We start from the raw sequence: 22653 nt of genomic DNA, 5'->3' as shown, positions 1-22653 counted from the left end.
GCAAAGGGCAGCCATCGGCTGCCCTTCTCTTCGCGGCTGAACCCGCTCCCACCAGGAGAGCGGTCGCGTCTCAGACCACGCCCTGCGCCAGCATGGCGTCGGCCACCTTGACGAAGCCGGCGATGTTGGCGCCCTTCACGTAGTTGATCCGGCCGTTCTCCTCGCCGTGGGCGACGCAGGCATGGTGGATGTTCTGCATGATGCCGTGCAGGCGCTGGTCCACCTCGCCGGCGCTCCAGTGCAGGCGCATGGCGTTCTGGCTCATCTCCAGGCCGCTGGTGGCGACGCCGCCGGCGTTGGAGGCCTTGCCCGGCGCGTAGAGGACGCCGGCCTCGATGAAGATATCCACAGCCTCCAGGGTCGAGGGCATGTTGGCGCCTTCGGCGACGCAGATGCAGCCGCCCGCCAGCAGGGTGCGGGCGTCATCGGCATCCAGCTCGTTCTGGGTGGCGCAGGGCAGCGCGATGTCGCAGGCCAGACTCCAGGGGCGCTGCCCGGCGATGAAGCGCAGCCCGGCGCCCTGCAGTTCGCTGAGGCGCCCGCGACGCACGTTCTTCAGCTCCATCACCGCTTCCCACTGTTCCTGGGTGAGGCCGCCCTCGGCGAACAGGGTGCCTTCGGAGTCGGACAGGGAAATCACCTTGCCGCCCAGCTCCATGACCTTCTGCGCCGCGTACTGGGCGACGTTGCCGGAGCCGGAGATGGCCACGCGCTGGCCGTCGAAACCGCTGTTGCGGCCCTTGAGCATCTCCTGGGCGAAGTACACGCAGCCGTAGCCGGTGGCTTCCGGGCGGATCAGGCTGCCGCCGTAGGCCAGGCCCTTGCCGGTGAGCACCGAGGTGAACTCGTTGGACAGGCGCTTGTACTGGCCGAAGAGGAAGCCGATCTCGCGGGCGCCGACGCCGATGTCACCGGCGGGCACGTCGAGGTCGGCACCGATGTGGCGGTACAGCTCGCTCATGAAGGACTGGCAGAAGCGCATCACTTCGGCGTCGCTCTTGCCCTTGGGGTCGAAGTCCGAACCACCCTTGCCGCCGCCCATGGGCAGCGAGGTCAGGGAGTTCTTGAACACCTGCTCGAAGGCCAGGAACTTGAGCACGCCGAGGTTCACCGAGGGGTGGAAGCGCAGGCCCCCCTTGTAGGGACCGATGGCGCTGCTCATCTGCACGCGGTAGCCACGGTTGACCCGCACGCGGCCGGCATCGTCGACCCAGGGCACGCGGAACAGGATGGCGCGCTCGGGCTCCACCAGGCGCTCGAGGATGCCAGCCTGCAGGTAGCGCGGGTTGGCTTCGAGGAAGGGCCAGAGGCTGCGCAGCACTTCTTCCACGGCCTGGTGGAACTCGGGCTGGTCGGGGTCACGCCGTTTCAGGCGGGCAAGATAGTTGTCGACGGATTCGGTCATGGCGTCCTGGCCTGCTCGTTCTGTTCAAAAGGGCGCTGACTCTAACAAGGAAAACGCGCCCTACAGAAGTGCAAAATGACGCTTTATTGAATCTTTTTGGTGCAATTCTATAAAAGCCGTCGAAAGCCAAAGGGATAAACCGCTCTGAAACGGCGAATTACCGACGCCTCCACTGCACCTTGTCGGAGCGGTTGCAGCCCTCATATGGCGCATCCCGGCCACACGGGCTCCGGCGAGTGCCCCGCGAGCCTGCCGAGAGCCTTTGTATCCGCGCATGTCCAGGGGAGAACCCGGCACCTTCGCACCAGTCATAGCGATGTGCCATTTCGGCACCCACTCCCAGGAGTCCTTCCATGTACAGCTCGCGCATGCGTCCTTCCATCCTCGCCGCCACCACGCTCACCGCCCTGCTGCTCGCCGGCATCGGCCAGGCGCGGGCAGGCGTCGAGATGGCGGGCTCGGCCGGCAACTACGACAACCTTGCCGCCGTGGAGCGCACCTCCAGCGGCCGGCTGACCGAGAGCAACATCAGCGTCGGCGACGTCAAGGAGATGCAGAAGCACATCAACAGGCTGAACCAGCTGACCAGCGATCAGGCCGACACCATCAGCGCCCTGAGGCGCCAGGTGGACGACCTCAAGCGCGACAGCGGCTCGGCCAGCGAACTGTCTGGCATCCAGCGCCGGCTGGAGGCGCAGGAACGCAAGACCGACCAGCTGCAACGCAGCCTGGACGACCTGGCCCGCAAGGTGAAGTGAGCCGGCGACGGAAACGAAAACGGAGCCTTTCGGCTCCGTTTTCATGTCCGGCCCACCCGGTGTCGACCGGGGGATGACCTCAGGTCACTGGGCCAGCTTCTTGTGACGCACGCGGTGCGGCTGGGCAGCGGCATCGCCCAGGCGCTTCTTGCGGTCGGCTTCGTACTCGGTGTAGTTGCCTTCGAAGAACACCGCTTGCGAGTCGTCCTCGTACGCCAGGATGTGGGTGGCCACGCGGTCCAGGAACCACCGATCGTGGGAAATCACGATGGCGGCGCCCGGGAAGTCCAGCAGGGCTTCTTCCAGGGAACGCAGGGTCTCGACGTCGAGGTCGTTGGACGGTTCGTCGAGCAGCAGGACGTTGCCACCCTCCTTCAGGGTCAGGGCCAGGTGCAGGCGGCCACGCTCACCACCGGAGAGGTCCTTGACGAACTTCTGCTGGTCGCCGCCCTTGAAGTTGAAGCGGCCGACATAGGTGCGCGACGGGATCTCGTAGTTGCCGATGCGGATCTGGTCGGAGCCGTCGGAAATCTGCTGGAACACGGTCTTGTTGCCGTCCAGGTCGTCGCGGCTCTGGTCCACGCACGCGAGCTTCACGGTCTCGCCGATCTCGATGCTGCCGGAGTCCGGGGTTTCCTTGCCCATGATCATGCGGAACAGGGTCGACTTACCGGCACCGTTGCCGCCGATCACGCCGACGATGGCGCCCTTGGGCATGGAGAACGACAGGTTGTCGATCAGCACGCGGTCGCCGTAGCCCTTGGTGACGTTCTTGAATTCGATGACCTTGTCGCCCAGGCGCGGACCGGCCGGGATGTAGATCTCGTTGGTCTCGCTGCGCTTCTGGAATTCCTGCGACTGCATCTCCTCGAAGCGCTGCAGGCGGGCCTTGGATTTCGACTGGCGGGCCTTGGCGCCCTTGCGCACCCACTCCAGTTCTTCCTTCATGGCCTTCTCGTGGGCCGACTGCTGCTTGGATTCCTGGGCCAGGCGGGCCGACTTGGTCTCCAGCCAACCGGAGTAGTTGCCCTCGTACGGAATGCCGGCGCCACGGTCGAGCTCGAGGATCCAGCCGGCGACGTTGTCGAGGAAGTAACGGTCGTGGGTGATGGCCACCACTGTGCCCGGGAAGTCGTGGAGGAAGTGCTCCAGCCAGGCGACGGAGTCGGCGTCCAGGTGGTTGGTCGGTTCGTCCAGCAGCAGCATGTCGGGGGCCGACAGCAGCAGGCGGCACAGGGCCACGCGGCGCTTCTCGCCGCCGGAGAGGTGCTCGATGCGGGCGTCCCAGGCCGGCAGGCGCAGCGCGTCGGCGGCGACTTCCAGCTGGCGCTCCAGGTTGTGGCCATCGCTGGCCTGGAGGATGGCCTCGAGCTTGGCCTGCTCGGCGGCCAGCTTGTCGAAGTCGGCGTCCGGGTCGGCGTAGGCGGCGTAGACCTCGTCCAGGCGGGCCTGGGCGTCCTTCACGACGCTGACCGCTTCCTCGACCACTTCACGCACGCTCTTGGTCGGGTCCAGCTGCGGTTCCTGGGGCAGGTAGCCGATGTTCAGCTCGGGCATCGGCCGTGCTTCGCCGTCGAACTCGGTGTCCACACCGGCCATGATCTTCAGCAGGGTCGATTTGCCGGAGCCGTTGAGGCCCAGCACGCCGATCTTGGCGCCAGGGAAAAACGACAGGGAGATGTTCTTGAGGATTTCCCGCTTCGGCGGAACGACCTTGCTCAGCCGATGCATGGTGAAGACGTATTGAGCCATGGGTGACCTTGGTTCTGTGATCAGGGGTAAAGGCGGGGACGCATGCGCTCCCGCGCGCGTGCGGCAAAGCTACCGGAATGGGCGAAGCAGGGCAAACGACGCTCGTCGGCCATGCTGGCACTCTGCCTCACTTCAAGGCATGCTAGCCCGCTTGTAAGCGCCGGACTACAGTTCAGTCGGCCAGCATCACCTGCCTATTTCGTCGTCATCGCAGGATTCGTCCAGTGCCCAAGCTTCGCCCCTCGACAACCCCGCGTGCGCCCGGAGAGCCGTACGGCCCGCCACTGCACCGCTCGGTCAAGGGGCTGTTGCTGGTGCTCGTGCTGTCCATGCTCGGCCTGCTGTTCTGGCAGCTGCAGCAGGAATACCACCAGTTGAAGGACAGCCAGCGCCAGCGCAGCCAGGAGCTGGCCCGCGAGATCACCAGCCACCTCGAAGGCAGCATGGATTTCAAGGCCCAGGCCGGCCTCGCCTTCCTCGCCCAGAGCGCCCGCCAGCCATCCCCCGATCCCGGCCTGCTGGGCAACCTCAAGCGCATCTACCCGGCCATGCGCAGCGTCGCCTGGCTGACGCCGCGTGGCGGCATCCTCGCCGACAGCGACCCCGCCGCCGCCGACGCGCTGTTCGTCGCCAGCCTCGCGCAACGCTCCGCCGGCCAAACCGTGCACTTCTCCTTCAGCGCCCAGGGCGGTGGCCAGCTCTACCTGATCCTGCGGGACATGCAGGCCGGCAATGCCTGGCTGCTGCGCCTCGATCCGCAGGCGTTGCGCAACTGGATCCGCGAACAGGAGCGCGACCAGTCCGGCTGGCTGCTGGAGGACCGTTTCAGCGACCGCGTGCTGCTGCACAGCGGCAAGGTCGCCAAGGACAGCCCCATCGTGATGCCGGTGACGGCGCAGGAAGAATCCCAGACCCTGTTCATCGCGCCGCTCGCCAACAGCGACTGGCAGCTTCGCGCCCTCTACGACGAACGCCAGGTGCAGGCCGAACTGCTGCCGGGCCTGATCGGGCGGCTGGCGCTGTTCCTCATCTGCGCCACCCTGGCGACCCTCGCGCTCCTCGTCCTGCAGCGCGAGCAACGCAACCTGCGCGAACTCAACGACGCCTCGCGGCGCTCCCTGCGCCAGGCCGCCAGCGCCCTCGGCGTGATCGAGGAGCGCGTGGTGGTGACCTGGACCGACGGCGTCGTCTGCTACCTCAACGCCCGCGCCGAGGCGATGTTCGGCATGAGCAGCGAAGAGTCCCAGCAGTACCACCTGCTGGCCCTGCTGCCCGGGCTGGACCCGCTGCTGCTGCACGCCACCACCTTCCCCAACGACCTCGGCCCGGACCTGGTGCCCGCCGGCGTCGATGGCGAGCAACGCCTGTTCGCCGTGACCCGCAGCGACCTCAACGACGGCGCCAAGCTGATCGGCTACGTCTGGGTCCTGCGCGACGTCACCGAGGAGCAGCAGGCCCTGCGCGTGCTGCAGGAAACCCGCCGGCGCTACCAGGACATCTTCGAAGGCACCGGCGTCGCCCTCTGCGTGCTCGACCTGTCCACCCTGCGCGAGCACCTGTTCCAGCTGGGCCTGCGCGATACCCAGGCCCTCGCCCAGTGGATCGACACCCACCCCGGGCGCCACGGCGAGCTGCTGCAGCGCCTGCGCATCACCGAGGTCAACCAGTTCGCCCTGCGCCTGCTCGGCGTCGGCAGCAGCGAACAGGCCTGGCAGCAGCTGATCGGCCACGGCCCGCTGCGCAACGGCGGCATCCGCGCCCAGCTCATCGGCGCCGTGCTCGGCAGCCAGTCGCAGATCGAACTGGAGACCCGCATCGTCACGCCCCAGGGCACCGAGCGGCATCTCTGGGTGGTGCTGCGCCTGCCGGAAATGATCCAGGACCTGCACGCCGTCACCCTAAGCATCAGCGACATCACCAGCCGCAAGCGCATCGAGCTGTCGCTGATCGAGCGCGAGCGCTTCTGGTCCGACGTGGTGCTGGCCGTGCCGGACACCCTCTACGTGCACGACATCGGCAACCGCAAGGTGATGCTCAGCAACAACCGCCTCGGCCAGCAGCTGGGCTACAGCCGCAGCGAGCTGAAGGCGATGGGCGAGCGCTTCTGGGAGCAGGTGCTGCACCCCGACGACGAAGAGCAGTACTGGCGCATGCGCAGCCTGCAGCAGGTGGTCGGCGACGGCCTGCTGCTGCAGTGCCAGCTGCGCTGGCGCCACCGCGACGGCAACTGGCACTGGTTCGACATCCGCGAGCAGTCGCTGACCCGCGATGAGAACGGCCGGGTCAGCCGCCTGATCGGCGTGGCCAAGGACATCACCGAGCAGATCGAGGCCAGCGAGCTGATGCGCGAGAGCGAGCGGCGCTACCGCCTGCTGGCCGAAAGCATCAGCGACGTGATCTTCACCAGCGACCGCCAGTTGCAGCTCAACTACGTCAGCCCCTCGGTGACGCCGGTGCTGGGCCTGAGCGCCGAGTCGGTGATCGCCAACGGCTTCAACAACGCCGTCGCCGACCCGCGCCAGATGGCCCCGCTCTACGTGCTGCTGGACCAGGTCAGCAACGCCCTGGGCAATCCCCAGCGCCTGGCCGAGCTGCGCTCGCGCCTGCCCGCCCAGCTGTTCCTCTTCGACTGCCTGCGCGCCGACGGCCGCAAGATTCCCGTGGAGCTGCGCATCATGCTCATGTGGGACGAGCACGGCAGCTTCGAAGGGCTGCTCGGCGTCGGCCGCGACATCAGCCAGCAACGCCGCGCCGAGAAGGACCTGCGCATGGCGGCGACGGTCTTCGAGCACTCCACCTCGGCGATCCTGGTCACCGACCCGGCCGGCTATATCGTCCAGGTCAACGAGGCCTTCAGCCGCATCACCGGCTACTCATCCGCCGAAGTCCTCGACCAGCTGCCGTCGGTGCTCACCGCCGACCGCCAGCAGGCCACCCAGCTCAACTACATCCTCGGCCAGCTCAACCAGCGCGGCAGCTGGGAGGGCGAGGTCTGGCTCAAGCGCCGCCAGGGCGACACCTACCCCTCCTGGATCGGCATCACCGCGGTGCACGACGAGGAAGGCGACCTGGTCAGCTACGTCTGCTTCTTCAGCGACATCAGCGAGCGCAAGGCCAGCGAGCAGCGCATCCACCGCCTGGCCTACTACGACGCCCTCACCCACCTGCCCAACCGCACGCTGTTCCAGGACCGCCTGCACACCGCGCTGCAGCATGCCGAGCGGCACCAGGAATGGGTGGTGCTGATGTTCCTCGACCTCGACCGCTTCAAGCCGATCAACGACTCCCTCGGCCACGCCGCCGGCGACCGCATGCTCAAGGACGTGGCCATCCGCCTGGCCGCCTGCGTCGACGACGACGACACCGTGGCGCGCATGGGCGGCGACGAGTTCACCCTGCTGCTGCAACCGCGCACCACCCGCGAGGGCGCGCTCAACCGCGCCATCAACGTGGCCGAGCAGATCCTCGCCAGCCTCGCCCGGCCCTTCGTGCTCGAAGGCCGCGAATTCTTCGTCACCGCCAGCATCGGCATCGCCCTCAGCCCGCAGGACGGCCGCGAGCTGAGCCAACTGATGAAGAACGCCGACACCGCGATGTACCACGCCAAGGAACGCGGCAAGAACAACTTCCAGTTCTACCAGGCCGAGATGAACGCCCGTGCCCTGGAGCGCCTGGAGCTGGAGAGCGACCTGCGCCACGCCCTGGAGCAGCGCGAGTTCATGCTCTATTACCAGCCGCAGTTCTCCGGCGACGGCAAGCGCCTGACCGGCGTCGAGGCCCTGCTGCGCTGGAACCACCCGACCCGTGGCCTGGTGCCGCCCAATGACTTCATCCCGGTGCTGGAGGAGCTCGGCCTGGTGGTGGACGTCGGCGACTGGGTGCTGCGCGAGGCCTGCCGCCAGCTCAGGCACTGGCACCAGCAGAAGATGCGCCTGCCGAAGATCTCGGTGAACATCTCCGCCCGCCAGTTCGCCGACGGCCAGCTGGTCGAGCGCATCTCCGGCATCGTCGCCGAGAGCGGCCTGCCGCCGGCGTGCCTGGAGCTGGAACTGACCGAATCCATCCTGATGCGCGACGTCGGCGAAGCCATGCAGATCCTCGCCAGCCTCAAGCGCCTGGGCCTGTGCATCGCGGTCGACGACTTCGGCACCGGCTACTCCTCGCTCAACTACCTCAAGCAGTTCCCCATCGACGTGCTGAAGATCGACCGCAGCTTCGTCGACGGCCTGCCCGACGGCGAACGCGACGCACAGATCGCCCGCGCCATCATCGCCATGTCCCACAGCCTCAACCTCGCGGTGATCGCCGAAGGCGTGGAAACCCATGCCCAGCTGGAGTTCCTCCGCGAGCACGGTTGCGACGAGGTGCAGGGCTACCTCTTCGGCCGCCCCATGAGCCCCGAGCAGTTCGAAGCCCAGTTCGGTGGCGCCGCGCTGTTCATGCTCAGCTGAATGGCGCCCAGCAGGGCGAGAGCCCCGCGAAAGGCGGGCTCTCGCTTTACGGTGGACGCAATCAGGACGGGACGGGCTTGATCACCAAGAAGTTCCGCGCGCTGTAGTACGCCTCGGAATCCTCCCAGGCCAGCCCTGCGAAGCGCTCCATCCCCGCCGGCCAGGGCTCGTTGTCGAACAGCACCTCCACCGTGCGCTGGTTGTCGAAGGCGCAGAAGAAGTGGCGGAACCAGTGGATGCGCCCATCCAGCGGCAGCGCGCGGATCTGCGCCTCGATGCTGGGGAACAGGTCGGCCGGTAGCTGCGCCACCTTGCCATCGGCGCCCCGCGTGCAGACGTTGCCCAGGTGCGCCTCGAAGCGCTGTCCGCCCACCTGCCAGGTCTCCACCGTCACCTGGTCGTCATCGACATGGCCCCACAGCGCCGAGAGCAGCACGTGGAAACTGTTGAGGCAGAAGTTCTCCCAGGCGTCGCGCAGGCCCGCCTCGCCCTCGCCCACACCGGCGAAAGCCTCCTGGAACTGGCGGTTGTCGTCCTCCAGCAATACGTCCACGTCGAGCCGACCGGTCTTGCCGCGGGGATACCAGGTGGCACGGATCGCCGGCAGCCGGCCTCCCGGCGCGACCCAGCCCTCGTGCACGACGAACTCGACGCCATGGGCTTCGAACAGTGCAGCCAGGAGCTGCGAAACGGAGACCGGTTCCATCTTCGATCCTTATGCAATGATGGCGCGCCCGAAGCGGGCCGAAACGGCGCGTAGATTACCGCGCTTCAGCGGCCCGAGCGGTGCACCGATCAATGAATGCGACAGGACCCCGGCATGCCCCACCCTCCTATATCCAGCGTCCGGTGGCCGCAATGAAGCCGCCCATCTGCGCCCTCTGCCACAAGCCCTGTGTGTGCGACGGCCTGGCCGATTGCGGGCGCTGGATCACCTTCGCCGACTACCGGCCCCTGCCACCCGGCGCCGCAGGGCACCCGGCCGGGCTCGAATGGTTCTGCCGCCAGCACCGGGACGCCGCAGCAGAATGCTCGGGGCTTGCCAGCAAACAGGCAATGGCCTGGCTGGCCGCCCATCGCGGTGGCCCCGCGCCAAACGGCAGCCAATCCTCGGCAGCGGAGCTGTGGGTCACGGATATCGGCCCACAGCCGATCAAGGTGCTAGCGCTCTTGAGGCAGGCCGACCAGCTCTCGCCCGCCCAGGCCCGACAACGCATGCAGCCTGGCGGCTTCCGGGTTTTGAGCGCCGATCCACACAGCCTCAGGCGTTGGCATGAGATCTTCTCGGCCACCGGCGCACAGATGGAGTACCGCTGCCCATGAACCGACACTTCGCCAGGCTTGCGCTGTTGCTGGCCCTGCCAGCGCTCCACGCAGAGGCCGCCGCACCGAAGGGCCACCCGCTGTTCGACGCCGCCTTCACCGAGGGTTACCAGGTACGGGTGGAGGACCTCGACTACCGCTTCTACGCCCAAACCATCGGCGAACTGGAGCTGCCCACCGGGCAACTGGTGGCCTGCGACCCCCTGGTGAGTTGCGACGGCCCCTTCATCCAGGCCGTGCCCAAGGGGCGCTACCCGCTGCAGCTGGCCATCGCCAGGATCGGCGATGACGAACGCGTGGCCTTCGCCCGCATCGTCTTCGCCCCCGGCCCGGCGACCCGCTGGGAGATGGCGCTGGTGAAGGGCCAGGACCCGGCCACCCTGGCCCCGGACGAATTCTTCGGCTACGGGGTGGACAGCGGCACCGGCGGCTTCATGGATGCCGCCGCCCTGCGCAGCTACGAGGCCCGCCGAAACCAGGAGGGCGAGGCCTTCGACGAACGCCTGTTCGCCGAGCTGGACAAGACCTACCAGCACACCCGCAGCTGGTACCTGCTGCCGACCGACGCCGGCAATGTGGCGTTCTTCTCCAGCGGCTACGGCGACGGCGCCTACCCCAGCTACTTCGGCTACGACGCCGACGGCCGGCTGGTGGCGGTGGTGACCGATTTCCTGCTGGTGCCCGAGCGCTGACTGCAAGCTGCAAGCTGCAAGCTGCAAGCTGCAAGCTGCAAGCTGCAAGCTGCAAGCTGCAAGCTGCAAGCTGCAAGCTGCAAGCTGCAAGCTGCAAGAGCCTGGGGGATCCGTGGAGAGCGTCAACACCTGGGCTTATTTGTTTCCGCAGCCCGGTCGTAGGGTGGCCCCCCGCTTCACCGGTCCACCATTGGAGGTCATGCCGAACACTGCTCCGCCGCCGAGACCGGTTTCGTGATCCCCGGCAGGCCTGCACTCGGGTGCTTGCCGTAAGATCGCGGCCCAGCGCCCCACCCGACCAGCCCGCCATTGACCGGCGCACGACACGACAAGGAGCCCGCCATGTCCTGGTGGAAACGCTTCACCCGCCATACCGAAACCGACCCGACCACCCAAGACGCCCCGACCGCCGCAGCGGGAGCCGCTCCCGGGAAGCCCGGCATCGAGCTGCGCCAGGGCACCGCCGAGTTCGAGCTGTTCATCACCGAAGCCGAGCTGGAGCAGGGCAACCTCGCCCACGGCGCCGAGCACCTGGCGGAACTGCTCAGGTTCGCCCCGGCCAACCCCGCGTGGCTGGCCCTGGCCGAGCGCTACCTGCAACGTGCCGGCACTCCGGCCGAAGCGGTGCTGCTGCCGCCCGGCGAGCAACGCTACGCGGCGACCGAAGCGCTGCGCAGCTGGATCATGGCCCGCGAGGGCCGGGTCGCCGCAGCGGTCGACCTGCTGCTGCAGGTGATCGACGCCGCCCCCGAGAGCGACTACCTCGACGCCTGGGCCCTCGATTGGCTGGAGCCGGCCGGCAGCCTGGAACAGCTGGATGCGGACCTGCAGATGCGCCTGTTCGGCCGCGTCATCCAGCGCACCCCGGAAGCCCGCGAAGCCATCGCCCGCGACCTCGCCAACACCCGGCGCTGGGCCGTGCTGGCCGGGCGCATCCGCCCTGCGGACGACTTCACCGCGCAATGGACGATGCTGCACATCGGCCTGCTGCGCCGTGCCGCCCTCTTCGACCAGGCCCTGGAACTGGCCGGGCCGGTGCAGGCCCGCCAGGATTGGCACCAGGCGACCGCGCGGGGCCTGGTGCTGCGCCAGCAAGGCCGCCCCGCCGAGGCCGACCTCGCCTTCAGCCAGGCCATGCAGCAGCAGCCGGAAGAGCTCAGCACCTACCTGGAGGCCGGCGACACCTGGCTGGAGAACCAGGGCTGGGCCCAGGCGACCAGCTGGTACGACCAGGCCCTGGCGCTGCACCCCGAGCATCCCTGGGCCGCGCCGTCACGGGATTACTGCCAATGGCGCGCCAGCGGCGACGACACCCTGCTGCAACGGGTGATCGACGCCGCCAAGGCCGACAACGAGCGCGCCTACCAGCTGTGGTTCCTCGCCAGCGGCGCGCCACCCCAGCCCAACGACGCCAGCGCCAACGTCCTGCGCACGATCCGCGACAGCCTGCTCGACGGCAGCTACGAGGGCTCGCCCGGCGACAGCATCACCCTGCGCACCTCGTCCCTGGAGGCGCCGAGCAACGTCCTGGCCATCACCCTGGAGCTCGCCGCCCACGGCCTGGCCGGCTGCAAGGTCGAAGTCACCGCCGAGAGCATCGCCCAGCCCGATCCGCGCCAGCCGCACGGCCCCGTCGAGCACCTGCTCTGGCGCTACGAGGGCGACCAGGCGCTGCCGGCCCTGCCGCCGCCTGGCGAGAAGGTCGGCGCGCTGATCGCCGGGCTCGCCGCCAGACCCTATGCCCGCGCCAACTAGGCCCAGGCCAGCCAGGTGGCCGCCAGCCTCACGGGTGACGAGCCGCTGCAGGTGCTGGCGACCCTGGTGCACCCGCCGACGGTGCCCGACCGCTCGATCCCCGCGCTGGTCTGGCTGACCCGCGTGCAGAGCGCCGCCGCCCAGGTGCTGGCCCATCTCGATCAGGGCTGGGAAGGTTCGCGTCGTCGCGCACTGCTGCTCAGCGCCCTGTTCGGGCCGAGCGACTGGACCACGGTGGCGGCCATCCGCGTCCTGGCCGCCATCGCCCACGACGAGCCGGCCCATGCCCAGGACATCCACACCTGTTTCGAGCGCCTGGAAGGCCGGCGACCCGACTCCGGCTACTGCTGCTGGCTGGAGCCGCTCTACGAGAGCTGGCAACAACTGCCCCTGCTGTTCGATCACGAGCGCGAAACCCTGCGCCAGAAGCTCGCCGAGCTGCAGGAAGTCGATGACGAGTCCGCGTGAGCGCCGCTTGTCTGTCGCATGACCGACCTTCATGTGTCAGCTAACGACCTATGAGTTAGAATGCGCGCCTTTCCACGTACCGATCCCCGAGAGGACCGCCATGTTCAGCCGTGATTTGACCCTCGCCCGCTACGATGCCGAACTCTTCGCCGCGATGGAGCAGGAAGCCCAGCGCCAGGAAGAGCACATCGAGCTCATCGCCTCCGAGAACTACACCAGCCCGGCGGTGATGGAAGCCCAGGGTTCGGTACTGACCAACAAGTACGCCGAGGGGTACCCGGGCAAGCGCTACTACGGCGGTTGCGAGTACGTCGACGTCGTCGAGCAGCTGGCCATCGACCGCGCCAAGGAGCTGTTCGGCGCCGACTACGCCAACGTCCAGCCGCATGCCGGCTCCCAGGCCAACGCCGCGGTCTACCTGGCCCTCCTGTCGGCCGGCGACACCATCCTCGGCATGAGCCTGGCCCACGGCGGCCACCTGACCCACGGCGCCTCCGTCTCCTCCTCCGGCAAGCTGTACAACGCCGTGCAGTACGGCATCACCGACGCCGGCCTGATCGACTACGACGAAGTCGAGCGCCTGGCCGTCGAGCACAAGCCGAAGATGATCGTCGCCGGCTTCTCCGCCTATTCGCAGGTGCTGGACTTCGCCCGCTTCCGCGCCATCGCCGACAAGGTAGGCGCCTACCTGTTCGTCGACATGGCCCACGTGGCCGGCCTGGTCGCCGCCGGTGTGTACCCGAACCCGGTGCCCTTCGCCGACGTGGTCACCACCACCACCCACAAGACCCTGCGCGGCCCGCGCGGTGGCCTGATCCTGGCGCGCAAGAACGAGGAGATCGAGAAGAAGCTCAACTCCGCCGTCTTCCCGGGCGCCCAGGGTGGCCCGCTGGAGCACGTGATCGCCGCCAAGGCCGTGTGCTTCAAGGAAGCCCTGCAGCCCGAGTTCAAGACCTACCAGCAGCAAGTGGTGAAGAACGCCCAGGCGATGGCCCAGGTATTCATCGACCGTGGCTTCGACGTGGTCTCCGGCGGTACCCAGAACCACCTGTTCCTGCTGTCGCTGATCAAGCAGGACATCACCGGTAAGGATGCCGACGCCGCCCTGGGTCGCGCCTTCATCACCGTGAACAAGAACAGCGTGCCGAACGACCCGCGCTCGCCCTTCGTCACCTCCGGCCTGCGCATCGGCACCCCGGCCGTGACCACCCGCGGCTTCAAGGAAGTCGAGTGCCGCGAGCTGGCCACCTGGATCTGCGACATCCTCGAGAACATGGGCGACGAGTCCGTGGTCGACCGCGTTCGCGAACAGGTCAAGGCCATCTGCGCCAAGCTGCCGGTCTACGGCAACTGATTGCCTGAGCGCTGAACGAGAAAGCCCGGCACCTGCCGGGCTTTTTTGTGCCTGCCGCATACGCCCTCAGGCGTAGGGTGGATGGCGCTTTTCCATCCACCAACAGTGCCGAACCGGGCGCCGCTACGGTGGACCGGTGAAGCGGGGTCCACCCTACACCTGCCGGATGCAACGCGCCGGCGGCTTCCAGGCCTCTACGCGCCCTTGGTGAGTGAGTTAGCCCCCACAGGCACGGGGTTTGTCGGGGCGTAGGGTGGATGGCGCTTTTTCCATCCACCGGGGGTGTTGCCGGCAGCTTCGATGGTGGGCTGAAGCCCACCCTACACTCCATCCCGTAGCCCGGGCCTCAGCCCGGGAAAGCGCGCCTCAGAACCCCAGGGTCGCCGACACCAGCCAGGTGCGCGGGGTGGAGAGGGTGAGGCCGGTGGCGGTGCCGTCGGGGACATTGGCCGAGGCCCAGTAGGCCTTGTCCATGACGTTCTCCACGCTGGCGCGCAGGGTGACGTCCGTCTCGCCGACGCTGAAGGCGTAGCGCGCGCCCAGGTCGTAGCGCTGCCAGGCGTCGGCCTTCTGCGTGTTGGCCTGGTCGAGGTACTGGGCGCCGGTGTGGATGGCCCGCGCGGTCAGGGTCAGCCCCTGGACCTGGGGCAGGTCCCACTCGACGCCGAGGTTGGCGTTGAGGATCGGCGCCCCGACCGCGCGGTTGCCGTCGTTGGTGCCATTGGCGGTGCGGGTCAGTTCGGCGTCCAGCAGCATGGCGCCGCCGAGAATGCGTACGCCCTCCAGCGGCTCGCCGAACAGGTTCAGCTCCACGCCCTGGTTGCGCTGCTCGCCGTCGGGGCGCAGGTAGCCGTTCTCGGTGTAGTAGGCCGGCTTCTCGATGCGAAAGACGCTGAGGGTGCTGGTGAGGCTGCCCATGTCGTACTTGATGCCGGCCTCCACCTGCTTGCTGCGGTAGGGCGCGAACACCTGGCCGGCGTTGTTGGCGGTCTCCGGCGCGGTCTGGCCCTGGGTCAGGCCTTCCATGTAGTTGGCGTAGAGCGACAGCGCCTCGGTGGTACGCCAGACCACGCCCAGGGCCGGCGAGGTGGCGCGCTCGTCATAGCGCTGGTCGGGTTCGCCCGGTTCGGAGCTGTCCACCTCCACCCGCTGCAGGCGCGCGCCCAGGGTCAGCAGCACGCTGTCACCGGCGAAGCTCAGGGTGTCGGCCAGCGCCAGGCTGGAGAGCACGCTCTCGGTGTGGGTCGGGTTGTCGGCGGCCGTGGGCGTGATCGGCACCGGCAGGGTCGTCGGGTCGAACAGGTTGCTCACGCCATTGGCGTAGCGCGCACCGCTGTTGTCGAAGGTCATGTCGAAGCGGTTGAGGCTGAGGTTGAGGGTGTGCCCCACCGAGCCCGTGGAAAACCAGTTGCGCAGGCCGACCGTGGCGGTGCGTACATCCTCCTCGCGCTGGAAGGCGCGCGGGCTGACCACGAAGCGCCCGGCGTCGTTGGTCAGCTGCACCGCGTGGCGGAGGAAGTCGTAGTCGCCCCGGCGCGCGCCGGCGGCGGCATAGACCATCAGCGACTCGCTCAGATCGTACTCGCCACGCAGGGCGCCGAAGGTGTCCTTGGCACGGGAGTAGGTCCAGGGCTGGGCGAAGTTGTGGTGGATGTCCTCGGCGTCCGGCACCTTGACCCCGGCGTTGAGGCCGACGCGCTCCATCGGCCCGTCGACGTCGCGGCCCTGGCGGCCCAGGTCGAGGGACAGGCGCACGCGCTCGGTACGCAGGTCCAGCCCGAGCACGGCGGAATCACGCTCCAGGCTCTGGTGGTCCCACTCGGTGTCGCCGGACTGCTTGACGCCGTTGAAGCGCAGGCCGAAGCGCTGGTCGTCGCCGAAGCGCCGGCCGATGTCCACATGCCCGCCCAGTTGGCCGGAGGAGGCGTGCATGGCGGTGAACTCGGTGGTCGGCTCGTCGCCCGCGCGCTTGGGCTCGATGTTGACGCTGCCGCCAACGCTGCCATTGGGCGCCAGGCCGCCGAGCAAGGCTCCGGGGCCCTTGAGGATGTCGACCCGCTCGGCCATCTCCATGTCGATGGAGTAGGTCGGCAGCACGCCGTAGAGGCCGCCGTAGGCGACATCGCTGTTGTAGAGGCTGTAGCCACGGATGGAGAACTGCTCGAAGCGCCCCGCCGACGGGTTGGTGGTGCGCACCGAGGGGTCGCTGGCGACCACGTCGGCCAGGGTACGGGCCTGCTGGTTCTTCACCGCCTCGCGGGTGTAGGAGGTGAGGTTGAAGGGCGTCTCCATGAAGTCGCGCTCACCCAGCATGCCCAGCCCGCCCCGCCGGGAGACCTGGCCGCCGGCATAGTGATCGGCGCTGGCGCCGCCGCCCTGCCCGGTGATGGCGATCGGTTGCAACTGCTGCACGCGGCTCCCCTCCTCGGGCACCGGCAGCAGGGTGTAGCTGCCCTCGCCAGCCGGTTGCAGCATCAGGCCGGATCCCTGTAGCAGGCGGGCGAAGCCTTCTTCCACGCCGAAGTCGCCGTTCAGCCCGGCGCTGCTGCGCCCTGAGACCAGCGCCGGGTCGACGGACAGGCTGACGCCGGCCTCGCCGGCGAAACGGGTCAGCGCCGTGCCGAGGCTGCCGGCGGGGATCTCGTAGCTGCGGCGCGGGCCGTCATCGGCCCAGCCGGGCGCGGCAAGGCCGGCGCAGCCCAGGGCCAGGAGCAGGGGCATCGCGAAAGGACGGAAGGAGGGGGACGAGGACATCGGAGGCTCTCTTTTTTCGTTCTGTTGCCTGTGATGACAGGCGAGCCGGAAAAAAGGGACAGCCTTCAGCCAACGGGGGGCCGCGGCACCAGCGACACCCAGTAGCGGGTGCGGTAGTGCACCTCGATGGGCAGGCTGGCAGCCAGCAACGCCAGGGTCTTGTCGGTGTCTTCCAGGCGGAAGGTGCCGGTCACGGCGAGCCTCTCCAGCGCCGGGTCCCAGCGCAGCACGCCGGGGCGGTAGCGATCCAGCTCACGCAGCACGGCGCCCAGGGCGCGGTTCTCGACGATCAGCACCCCCTGCTGCCAGTCGGGCTGGCGCGTGTCGAACGCCTCCACCCGGCCCACGCCCGATGCACTCATGCCGGCGCGCTGGCCTGCCTGCAGGGTGACCGGGCCGCCTTGGGCGGGCTCCAGCCGCACCGTGCCACGCGCCACCGAGACCAGGCAGCCGTGGTCGAACTGGCGCACGCAGAAGCGCGCCCCGGAGGCCAGCAGGCGCCCGTCGCGGGTCCTCACCCGCAGGTCGCCCGCGCCGTCCACGGCGATCTCGCCTTCGACCAGGGCGAGCCGACGGCGGCCCTCCTCGAAGTCGAGGTTCACCGCACTGGCGGTATTGAGCTGCAGCCGCGTGCCGTCGGGCAGCTCCAGCGAACGACGCTCGCCGGTGGCGGTGCGCAGGTCGGCGCTCCAGTTGGCGATGGGCATCTGCCGCCAGGCGAGCCAGCCGGCGGGAGCCAGGGCACCGAGGGTGAGCAGGCGCTTGAGGCTCTTGCGCCGCGCGAGGTCCGGCCGGTCGAGGCTGGCCAGGGCCAGGGCGCCGGGAAGCTGGGCGAAGCGCTGGCGCAACGCCTGGGCCTTCTGCCAGGCCTGCTCGTGGTCACTGCTGCGGGCTCGCCAGCGTTGCAGCTCGGCATGGTCGGCCTCGCGGGCGCCGCCGGACTCCAGCAGGGTCAGCCAGTGCGCCGCTTCCCGCGCGACCTGGCGTGCCAGGGGCGATGGCTGGCCGCTCACAGCTCCACCAGCAGGCAGTGTTCGTAGGCCTTGGCCATGTAGCGCTTCACCGTGCGTTCGGACACCTCCAGGCGCCGGGCGATGCTGGCGTAGTCGAGGCCTTCGAGCTGCGCCCAGAGGAAAGCCCGGCGCACCGCCAGCGGCAGGCCGTCGAGCAGCTCGTCCAGCGCCTGCAGGGTCTCCAGCAGCAGCCAGCGCTGCTCGGGCGAGGGCACCTGCTCCTCCGGCAGGCTGGCGAGGGCGTCCAGGTAGGCGCGCTCCAGGCTGCGCCGCTGGTGGTGGTTGATGAGCAGGCGCTTGCCGACGGTGAGCAGGTAGGCACGGGGCTCCTGCAGGCGCGGCAGCGGCTTGTCCTGGTGGGCGGCGAGGACGCGGACGAAGGTGTCCTGGGTCAGGTCGGCGGCATCCCAGGCGTTGCCCAGGCGGCGCCGCAACCAGCTTTCCAGCCAGCTGCGGTGTTCACGATAGAGAGTGTTGAGGGTGGGTTCGGGTGCCGCGACTGCATCGTTCATGGGTGGCACGCCGGAAGGTAAATGGAATCAAATGCGAGTGATTCTATTTACTTTTCACTGACATTCCAACTGCCGGGCGCAGCGCTCCTTCAGGCCTGCACCTCGGCGAAGCCGGCGCGGATGCGCGCTTCCGGCAGGTTGTCGCCGATGAACACGATCACGCTCTCGCGGGCCTCGCCCTCCGCCCACTCCTTGTCCCAGTCGAAGCCGTAAAGGCGCAGCACGCCCTGGAACACCATGCGCCGGTCCTCGCCGGCGATGTCGAGCACACCCTTGTAGCGCAGCAGGGCGTTGCCGTGTTCTTCCAGCAGGCCCTCCATGAAGGTGCTGAGCTTGTCGAGGTCCAGCGCCTGCTCGCTCTTCAGCACCAGGGTGGCGATGCGGTCGGTGGAGCCGGCCGGGGTCAGCGGGCGCAGGCTCAGGGCCGGGCCGATGTCGGCGTTGAGGTTGAAGCCACGCACGTCGAGCAGCTCGGCCAGGTCGATGCGGCCGTGGTCGACGACACGGATAGGCGCGCGGCGGTTGATCCGCGACAGCCGCTGGCCGAGGGCCTCGAAGTGGGCGTCGTCCACCAGGTCGCGCTTGCTCACCAGGATGCGATCGGCGAACCCGACCTGGGCCTGGGCGATGGTCTCGGCCAGGTGGCGCTCGGCGTTGACGGCGTCCACCAGGGTGATGATGCCGTCCAGCACGTAGCGCTCGCAGAGTTCCTCGTCGGCGAAGAAGGTCTGCGCCACTGGCGCCGGGTCGGCCAGGCCGGTGCACTCGATCACCAGGCGGTCGAAGGCCAGCTCGCCGGCGTCCAGGCGTTCCAGCAACAGGAACAGGGCCTTTTCCAGCTCGACGTGGATGGAGCAGCAGACGCAGCCATTGGCCAGGGTCATCACCTGCACCGGCTCGTCGCCCAGCAGTTGGCCGTCGATGGGCGTCTCGCTGAATTCGTTCTCGATCACCGCGATCTTCAGGCCATGCTCGGCCTTGAGGATGTGCTTGAGCAGGGTCGTCTTGCCGGCGCCGAGAAAGCCGCTGAGCACGGTGACGGGGATGGGGAGGTGTGCGGACATCAGGGCATTCCTCGATATGGCGGAGACCCATCCGGGAAATGGGTCATGGGGATTTCAGCGGTTCGCTGAACAGAAAGAACAGCGCCACGACAAGTCGTGGCGCGGTTGTACCTCAACCTGTCTCGCCAGGCGCCGCGAGCGCAGCAGCCTGGCGAAGCAAGTCTAACAGCAGCGGATGGGGCGTCCTTTCCCGCCGCCATAGCGCGCCTCCTGGCGCTCGCGGAAGAACTCCTCGTAGCTCATCACCGGTTTGTCCGGGTGCTTGCCGCGCATGTGCTCGACGTAGTTGTCGTAGTCGGGCATGCCGACCAGCATGCGCGCGGCCTGCCCCAGGTACTTACCCATGCGGCTCAGGTCATTGAACATGCGCGTTCACTCCTCAGGCGTCCGGAATCGGCTGGAAGGGCGATTCCTTGTCGGTGCGCTCCGGCTTGGCCCAGGCAGCGCGTCCCACCTTGATGGCGTAGAACAGGATGCTGAGCACCACGAAGAGGAAGAGCACGGTCAGGGTCGAGTTGGTGTAGGCGTTGAAGATCACGTGCTGCATCTGCGCCATGTCCTTGGCCGGGGCCAGGATCTGGCCGGCGTCCGCGGCATCGCTGTACTTCTTGGCCAGGGCGAGGAAGCCCACCGCCGGGTTCGGGTCGAGCAGCTTGATCAGGCCCGCGGTGGTGGTGCAGATCAGCAGCCAGGTGGCCGGGATCAGCGTCACCCACACGTAGCGCTGGCGCTTCATCTTGATCAGCACCACGCAGCCGAGCATCAGGGCGATGCCGGCGAGCATCTGGTTGGAGATGCCGAACAGCGGCCACAGGGTGTTGATGCCGCCCAGCGGGTCGATCACGCCCTGGTACAGCAGCCAGCCCCACATGGCCACGCAACCAGCGGTGGCGATGACGTTGGCGGTCCAGGACTCGGTGCGCTTCAGCGCCGGCACGAAGTTGCCCAGCAGGTCCTGCAGCATGAAGCGCCCGGCGCGGGTGCCGGCGTCCACCGCAGTGAGGATGAACAGGGCCTCGAAGAGGATCGCGAAGTGGTACCAGAACGCCATGGTGTTCTCGCCCGGCAGCACCTGGTGGAGGATCTGCGCGATGCCCACGGCGAGGGTCGGCGCACCACCGGCACGGGCCAGGATGGTGTGCTCGCCGATGTCACGGGCGGTGGCTTCCAGCACTTCCGGGGTGATGGTGAAGCCCCAGTTGCTGACGGCGGCCGCCACGGCGGTGACGTCGGTGCCGACCACGGCCGGCGGGCTGTTCATGGCGAAGTACACGCCCGGCTCGATCACCGAGGCGGCGACCATGGCCATGATGGCGACGAAGGATTCCATCAGCATGCCGCCGTAGCCGATGTAGCGGGCGTGGGACTCGTTGGCCAGCAGCTTGGGCGTGGTGCCGGAGCTGATCAGCGCGTGGAAGCCGGACACCGCGCCACAGGCGATGGTGATGAACAGGAAGGGGAACAGGCCGCCCTTCCACACCGGACCGGTGCCGTCGACGAACTGGGTCAGCGCCGGCATCTTCAGCTCGGGCATGGTCACCAGGATGCCGATGGCCAGGGCGATGATGGTGCCGATCTTGAGGAAGGTCGACAGGTAGTCGCGCGGCGCCAGCACCAGCCACACGGGCAGCACGGCGGCGACGAATCCGTAGCCGATCAGCATCCAGGTGATCTGCACGCCGGTGAAGGTGAAGGCCGGCCCCCAGACCGGATCGGCGGCGACCTGGCCACCCAGCCAGATCGACAACAGCAGCAGCACCACGCCCACCAGCGAGATCTCGCCGATGCGGCCCGGGCGGATGTAGCGCATGTAGATGCCCATGAACATCGCGATGGGAATGGTCGCCATCACGGTGAACATGCCCCAGGGGCTCTCGGCCAGGGCCTTGACCACGATCAGCGAGAGCACCGCGAGGATGATGATCATGATCAGGAAGGCGCCGAACAGCGCGATGGTGCCGGGGATCTGGCCCATCTCCTCGCGCACCAGCTCGCCCAGGGAACGGCCGTTGCGGCGGGTGGAGATGAACAAGACCATGAAGTCCTGCACCGCACCGGCCAGCACCACCCCTGCGATCAGCCAGAGCGTGCCGGGCAGGTAGCCCATCTGCGCCGCGAGCACCGGACCCACCAGCGGGCCGGCGCCGGCGATGGCGGCGAAGTGGTGGCCGAAGAGGATGTGCTTGTTGGTCGGGACGTAGTCCAGGCCGTCGTTGTTGAGCAGCGCGGGAGTCGCGCGGGTCGGGTCCAGCTGCATCACCTTGGTGGCGATGAACAGGCTGTAGTAGCGGTAGGCGACGAGGTAGAGGGCAACGGCCGCGACCACGATCCACAAGGCGTTGATCGCCTCACCGCGGCGTAGCGCGACTACACCCAAGGCACATGCGCCGACCACCGCCAGCACTGCCCAGGGCAGGTGGCGCGTGACGCTATTGTTATTGTTCATAGGGAACTCCGAATGGATAGACAGACAAGCTGCCGCACAAGCTTAGCCGCTCCCCGGCGAAACTGAAGTCAGACCTTGGTCTAGAGCCTTCGGCCGCTGTCACCAGAGCAGTCGGAAAGCGCCGCATGCAAGCCGAAGGATGCGTCTTTCCATGATGGGTCTCGCGGTGTTCTCCCCTCTGCGCCAATGGTCGGCGGAGGTCCGATCGCGAATGAATTCGCTCCCACAAGGGCGGCGGTGCTGCGCACCGCTTGGCCAATCAATTCGCCCCTACAAAAAAGCGTGGCCGATGTCCGTCTCGATCGACGGGCATGAAAAAGCCGGGCATCGCCCGGCTTCCTCGTTACCGCTGCCGATCAGGCCGGCTGCTTGGCGTAGCGCGCCAGCTGCTGGTCACGGCTCATCACTTCCAGGGTGTTGGCCAGTACCTGCTCACCGGTCACGTCCGGGGCGGAGAAGATGGTGGAGAAGTTCTCCTGGGCGACCTTGGCGAAGTGCGCGCGGTCGGATTGCTCGACCCCCAGCAGGGTCGCGTAGGCGTCCAGCGCCTCGCCCTGGCCCTGGGCCATGTCCTCGGCGATGTTGTCGAGCATGCCGTTCATGGCCAGCATCGAGCGGCCGCCGTAGCCGATCTTGGCGTTCACGTCGCAGCCGTTGGTGCCGGAGGTCATGCCGAAGGTGGCGTTACCCGAGGTGCCGTTGGTGGTGGTTGCCAGGAAGTGCGGGGCGAAGCCTCGCTGGCCGTCGAAGAGCATGTTGCCCCAGCCGCATCCGTTGCCACCGGCAGCGTCGGCATGTGCCGCCACGCTCCCCACGCTCAGAAGTCCCACAATCAAGCCTTTGACCAGCAGTCGGTTGTCCATTAGCTGCACTCCAGAAATCAACAAAGGGGTTAAATCGCCTAAG

The 22653-nt window shown here is 68.0% G+C and carries 17 protein-coding genes; 7 read left to right on the top strand and 10 right to left on the bottom strand.

What is annotated here, in order from left to right:
- Nucleotides 1-70: 70 nt before the first annotated feature.
- Nucleotides 71-1405, bottom strand: coding sequence for an NADP-specific glutamate dehydrogenase (gene gdhA / locus HSX14_RS05740; RefSeq protein WP_173173424.1), 1335 nt, complete (start codon nt 1403-1405; stop codon nt 71-73).
- A gap of 353 nt (nt 1406-1758) precedes the next feature.
- On the opposite strand from gdhA, the gene HSX14_RS05735 reads away from it, so the two are divergent.
- The gene (locus HSX14_RS05735; RefSeq protein WP_173173426.1) at nt 1759-2163 is read left to right on the top strand and encodes a hypothetical protein; all 405 of its coding nucleotides are present in this window, start codon (nt 1759-1761) and stop codon (nt 2161-2163) included.
- An 84-nt stretch (nt 2164-2247) separates the two neighbouring features.
- On the opposite strand, the gene ettA is transcribed toward HSX14_RS05735, so the two are convergent.
- Nucleotides 2248-3915 carry an energy-dependent translational throttle protein EttA gene (gene ettA / locus HSX14_RS05730; RefSeq protein ID WP_111259709.1) on the bottom strand — a complete coding sequence of 556 codons (1668 nt, stop codon included), beginning with the start codon at nt 3913-3915 and terminating at the stop codon, nt 2248-2250.
- Nucleotides 3916-4244: 329 nt separating this feature from the next.
- On the opposite strand from ettA, the gene HSX14_RS05725 reads away from it, so the two are divergent.
- Nucleotides 4245-8366: a bifunctional diguanylate cyclase/phosphodiesterase gene (locus HSX14_RS05725; protein WP_173173607.1), complete on the top strand. Its 4122-nt coding sequence runs from the start codon at nt 4245-4247 to the stop codon at nt 8364-8366.
- A 61-nt stretch (nt 8367-8427) separates the two neighbouring features.
- Here the strand turns inward: HSX14_RS05725 and HSX14_RS05720 are convergent, their stop codons facing one another.
- Nucleotides 8428-9072, bottom strand: a complete 645-nt coding sequence (locus tag HSX14_RS05720; RefSeq protein WP_173173428.1) for a DUF6348 family protein — start codon at nt 9070-9072, stop codon at nt 8428-8430.
- A 152-nt stretch (nt 9073-9224) separates the two neighbouring features.
- Here HSX14_RS05720 and HSX14_RS05715 point away from each other — a divergent pair, with 152 nt between their 5' ends.
- From HSX14_RS05715 to glyA, 5 genes are all read left to right on the top strand, one after another.
- Nucleotides 9225-9689, top strand: coding sequence for a hypothetical protein (locus HSX14_RS05715; RefSeq protein WP_173173430.1), 465 nt, complete (start codon nt 9225-9227; stop codon nt 9687-9689).
- Nucleotides 9686-10381: a DUF4241 domain-containing protein gene (locus HSX14_RS05710; RefSeq protein WP_173173432.1), complete on the top strand. Its 696-nt coding sequence runs from the start codon at nt 9686-9688 to the stop codon at nt 10379-10381. Before HSX14_RS05715 ends, HSX14_RS05710 begins: the two co-directional genes overlap by 4 nt.
- A 342-nt stretch (nt 10382-10723) precedes the next feature.
- Nucleotides 10724-12136, top strand: coding sequence for a tetratricopeptide repeat protein (locus tag HSX14_RS05705; RefSeq protein ID WP_173173434.1), 1413 nt, complete (start codon nt 10724-10726; stop codon nt 12134-12136).
- A gap of 15 nt (nt 12137-12151) precedes the next feature.
- On the top strand, nt 12152-12604 hold the full coding sequence (locus HSX14_RS05700; protein ID WP_173173436.1) for a hypothetical protein: 453 nt from the start codon (nt 12152-12154) through the stop codon (nt 12602-12604).
- Between the two features lie 100 nt (nt 12605-12704).
- Nucleotides 12705-13958: a serine hydroxymethyltransferase gene (glyA, locus tag HSX14_RS05695; RefSeq protein WP_173173438.1), complete on the top strand. Its 1254-nt coding sequence runs from the start codon at nt 12705-12707 to the stop codon at nt 13956-13958.
- Between the two features lie 366 nt (nt 13959-14324).
- On the opposite strand, the gene HSX14_RS05690 is transcribed toward glyA, so the two are convergent.
- The 7 genes from HSX14_RS05690 to HSX14_RS05660 form a co-directional block, all read right to left on the bottom strand.
- Nucleotides 14325-16712, bottom strand: coding sequence for a TonB-dependent receptor (locus tag HSX14_RS05690; RefSeq protein ID WP_173173440.1), 2388 nt, complete (start codon nt 16710-16712; stop codon nt 14325-14327).
- A gap of 65 nt (nt 16713-16777) precedes the next feature.
- Nucleotides 16778-17725, bottom strand: a complete 948-nt coding sequence (locus HSX14_RS05685) for a FecR domain-containing protein (protein WP_173173442.1) — start codon at nt 17723-17725, stop codon at nt 16778-16780.
- On the bottom strand, nt 17722-18237 hold the full coding sequence (locus HSX14_RS05680) for a sigma-70 family RNA polymerase sigma factor (RefSeq protein WP_173173444.1): 516 nt from the start codon (nt 18235-18237) through the stop codon (nt 17722-17724). The genes HSX14_RS05685 and HSX14_RS05680 overlap by 4 nt, the downstream gene beginning before the upstream one ends.
- 89 nt (nt 18238-18326) lie before the next feature.
- On the bottom strand, nt 18327-19301 hold the full coding sequence (yjiA, locus tag HSX14_RS05675; protein WP_173173446.1) for a GTPase: 975 nt from the start codon (nt 19299-19301) through the stop codon (nt 18327-18329).
- Between the two features lie 162 nt (nt 19302-19463).
- Nucleotides 19464-19667: a YbdD/YjiX family protein gene (locus HSX14_RS05670; RefSeq protein WP_021218787.1), complete on the bottom strand. Its 204-nt coding sequence runs from the start codon at nt 19665-19667 to the stop codon at nt 19464-19466.
- A 13-nt stretch (nt 19668-19680) separates the two neighbouring features.
- The gene (locus tag HSX14_RS05665) at nt 19681-21747 is read right to left on the bottom strand and encodes a carbon starvation CstA family protein (RefSeq protein WP_173173448.1); all 2067 of its coding nucleotides are present in this window, start codon (nt 21745-21747) and stop codon (nt 19681-19683) included.
- 356 nt (nt 21748-22103) lie between these two features.
- Nucleotides 22104-22610 (bottom strand): DUF3015 domain-containing protein, encoded by a 507-nt coding sequence (locus HSX14_RS05660; RefSeq protein WP_111259699.1) that lies wholly within the window; start codon nt 22608-22610, stop codon nt 22104-22106.
- Nucleotides 22611-22653 lie beyond the last annotated feature (43 nt).

It is taken from the genome of Pseudomonas tohonis (assembly GCF_012767755.2).
GTDB lineage: Bacteria > Pseudomonadota > Gammaproteobacteria > Pseudomonadales > Pseudomonadaceae > Metapseudomonas > Metapseudomonas tohonis.
The sequence above is the reverse complement of the archived record's forward strand: the minus strand, read 5'-3'. Positions and strand labels throughout refer to the sequence as shown.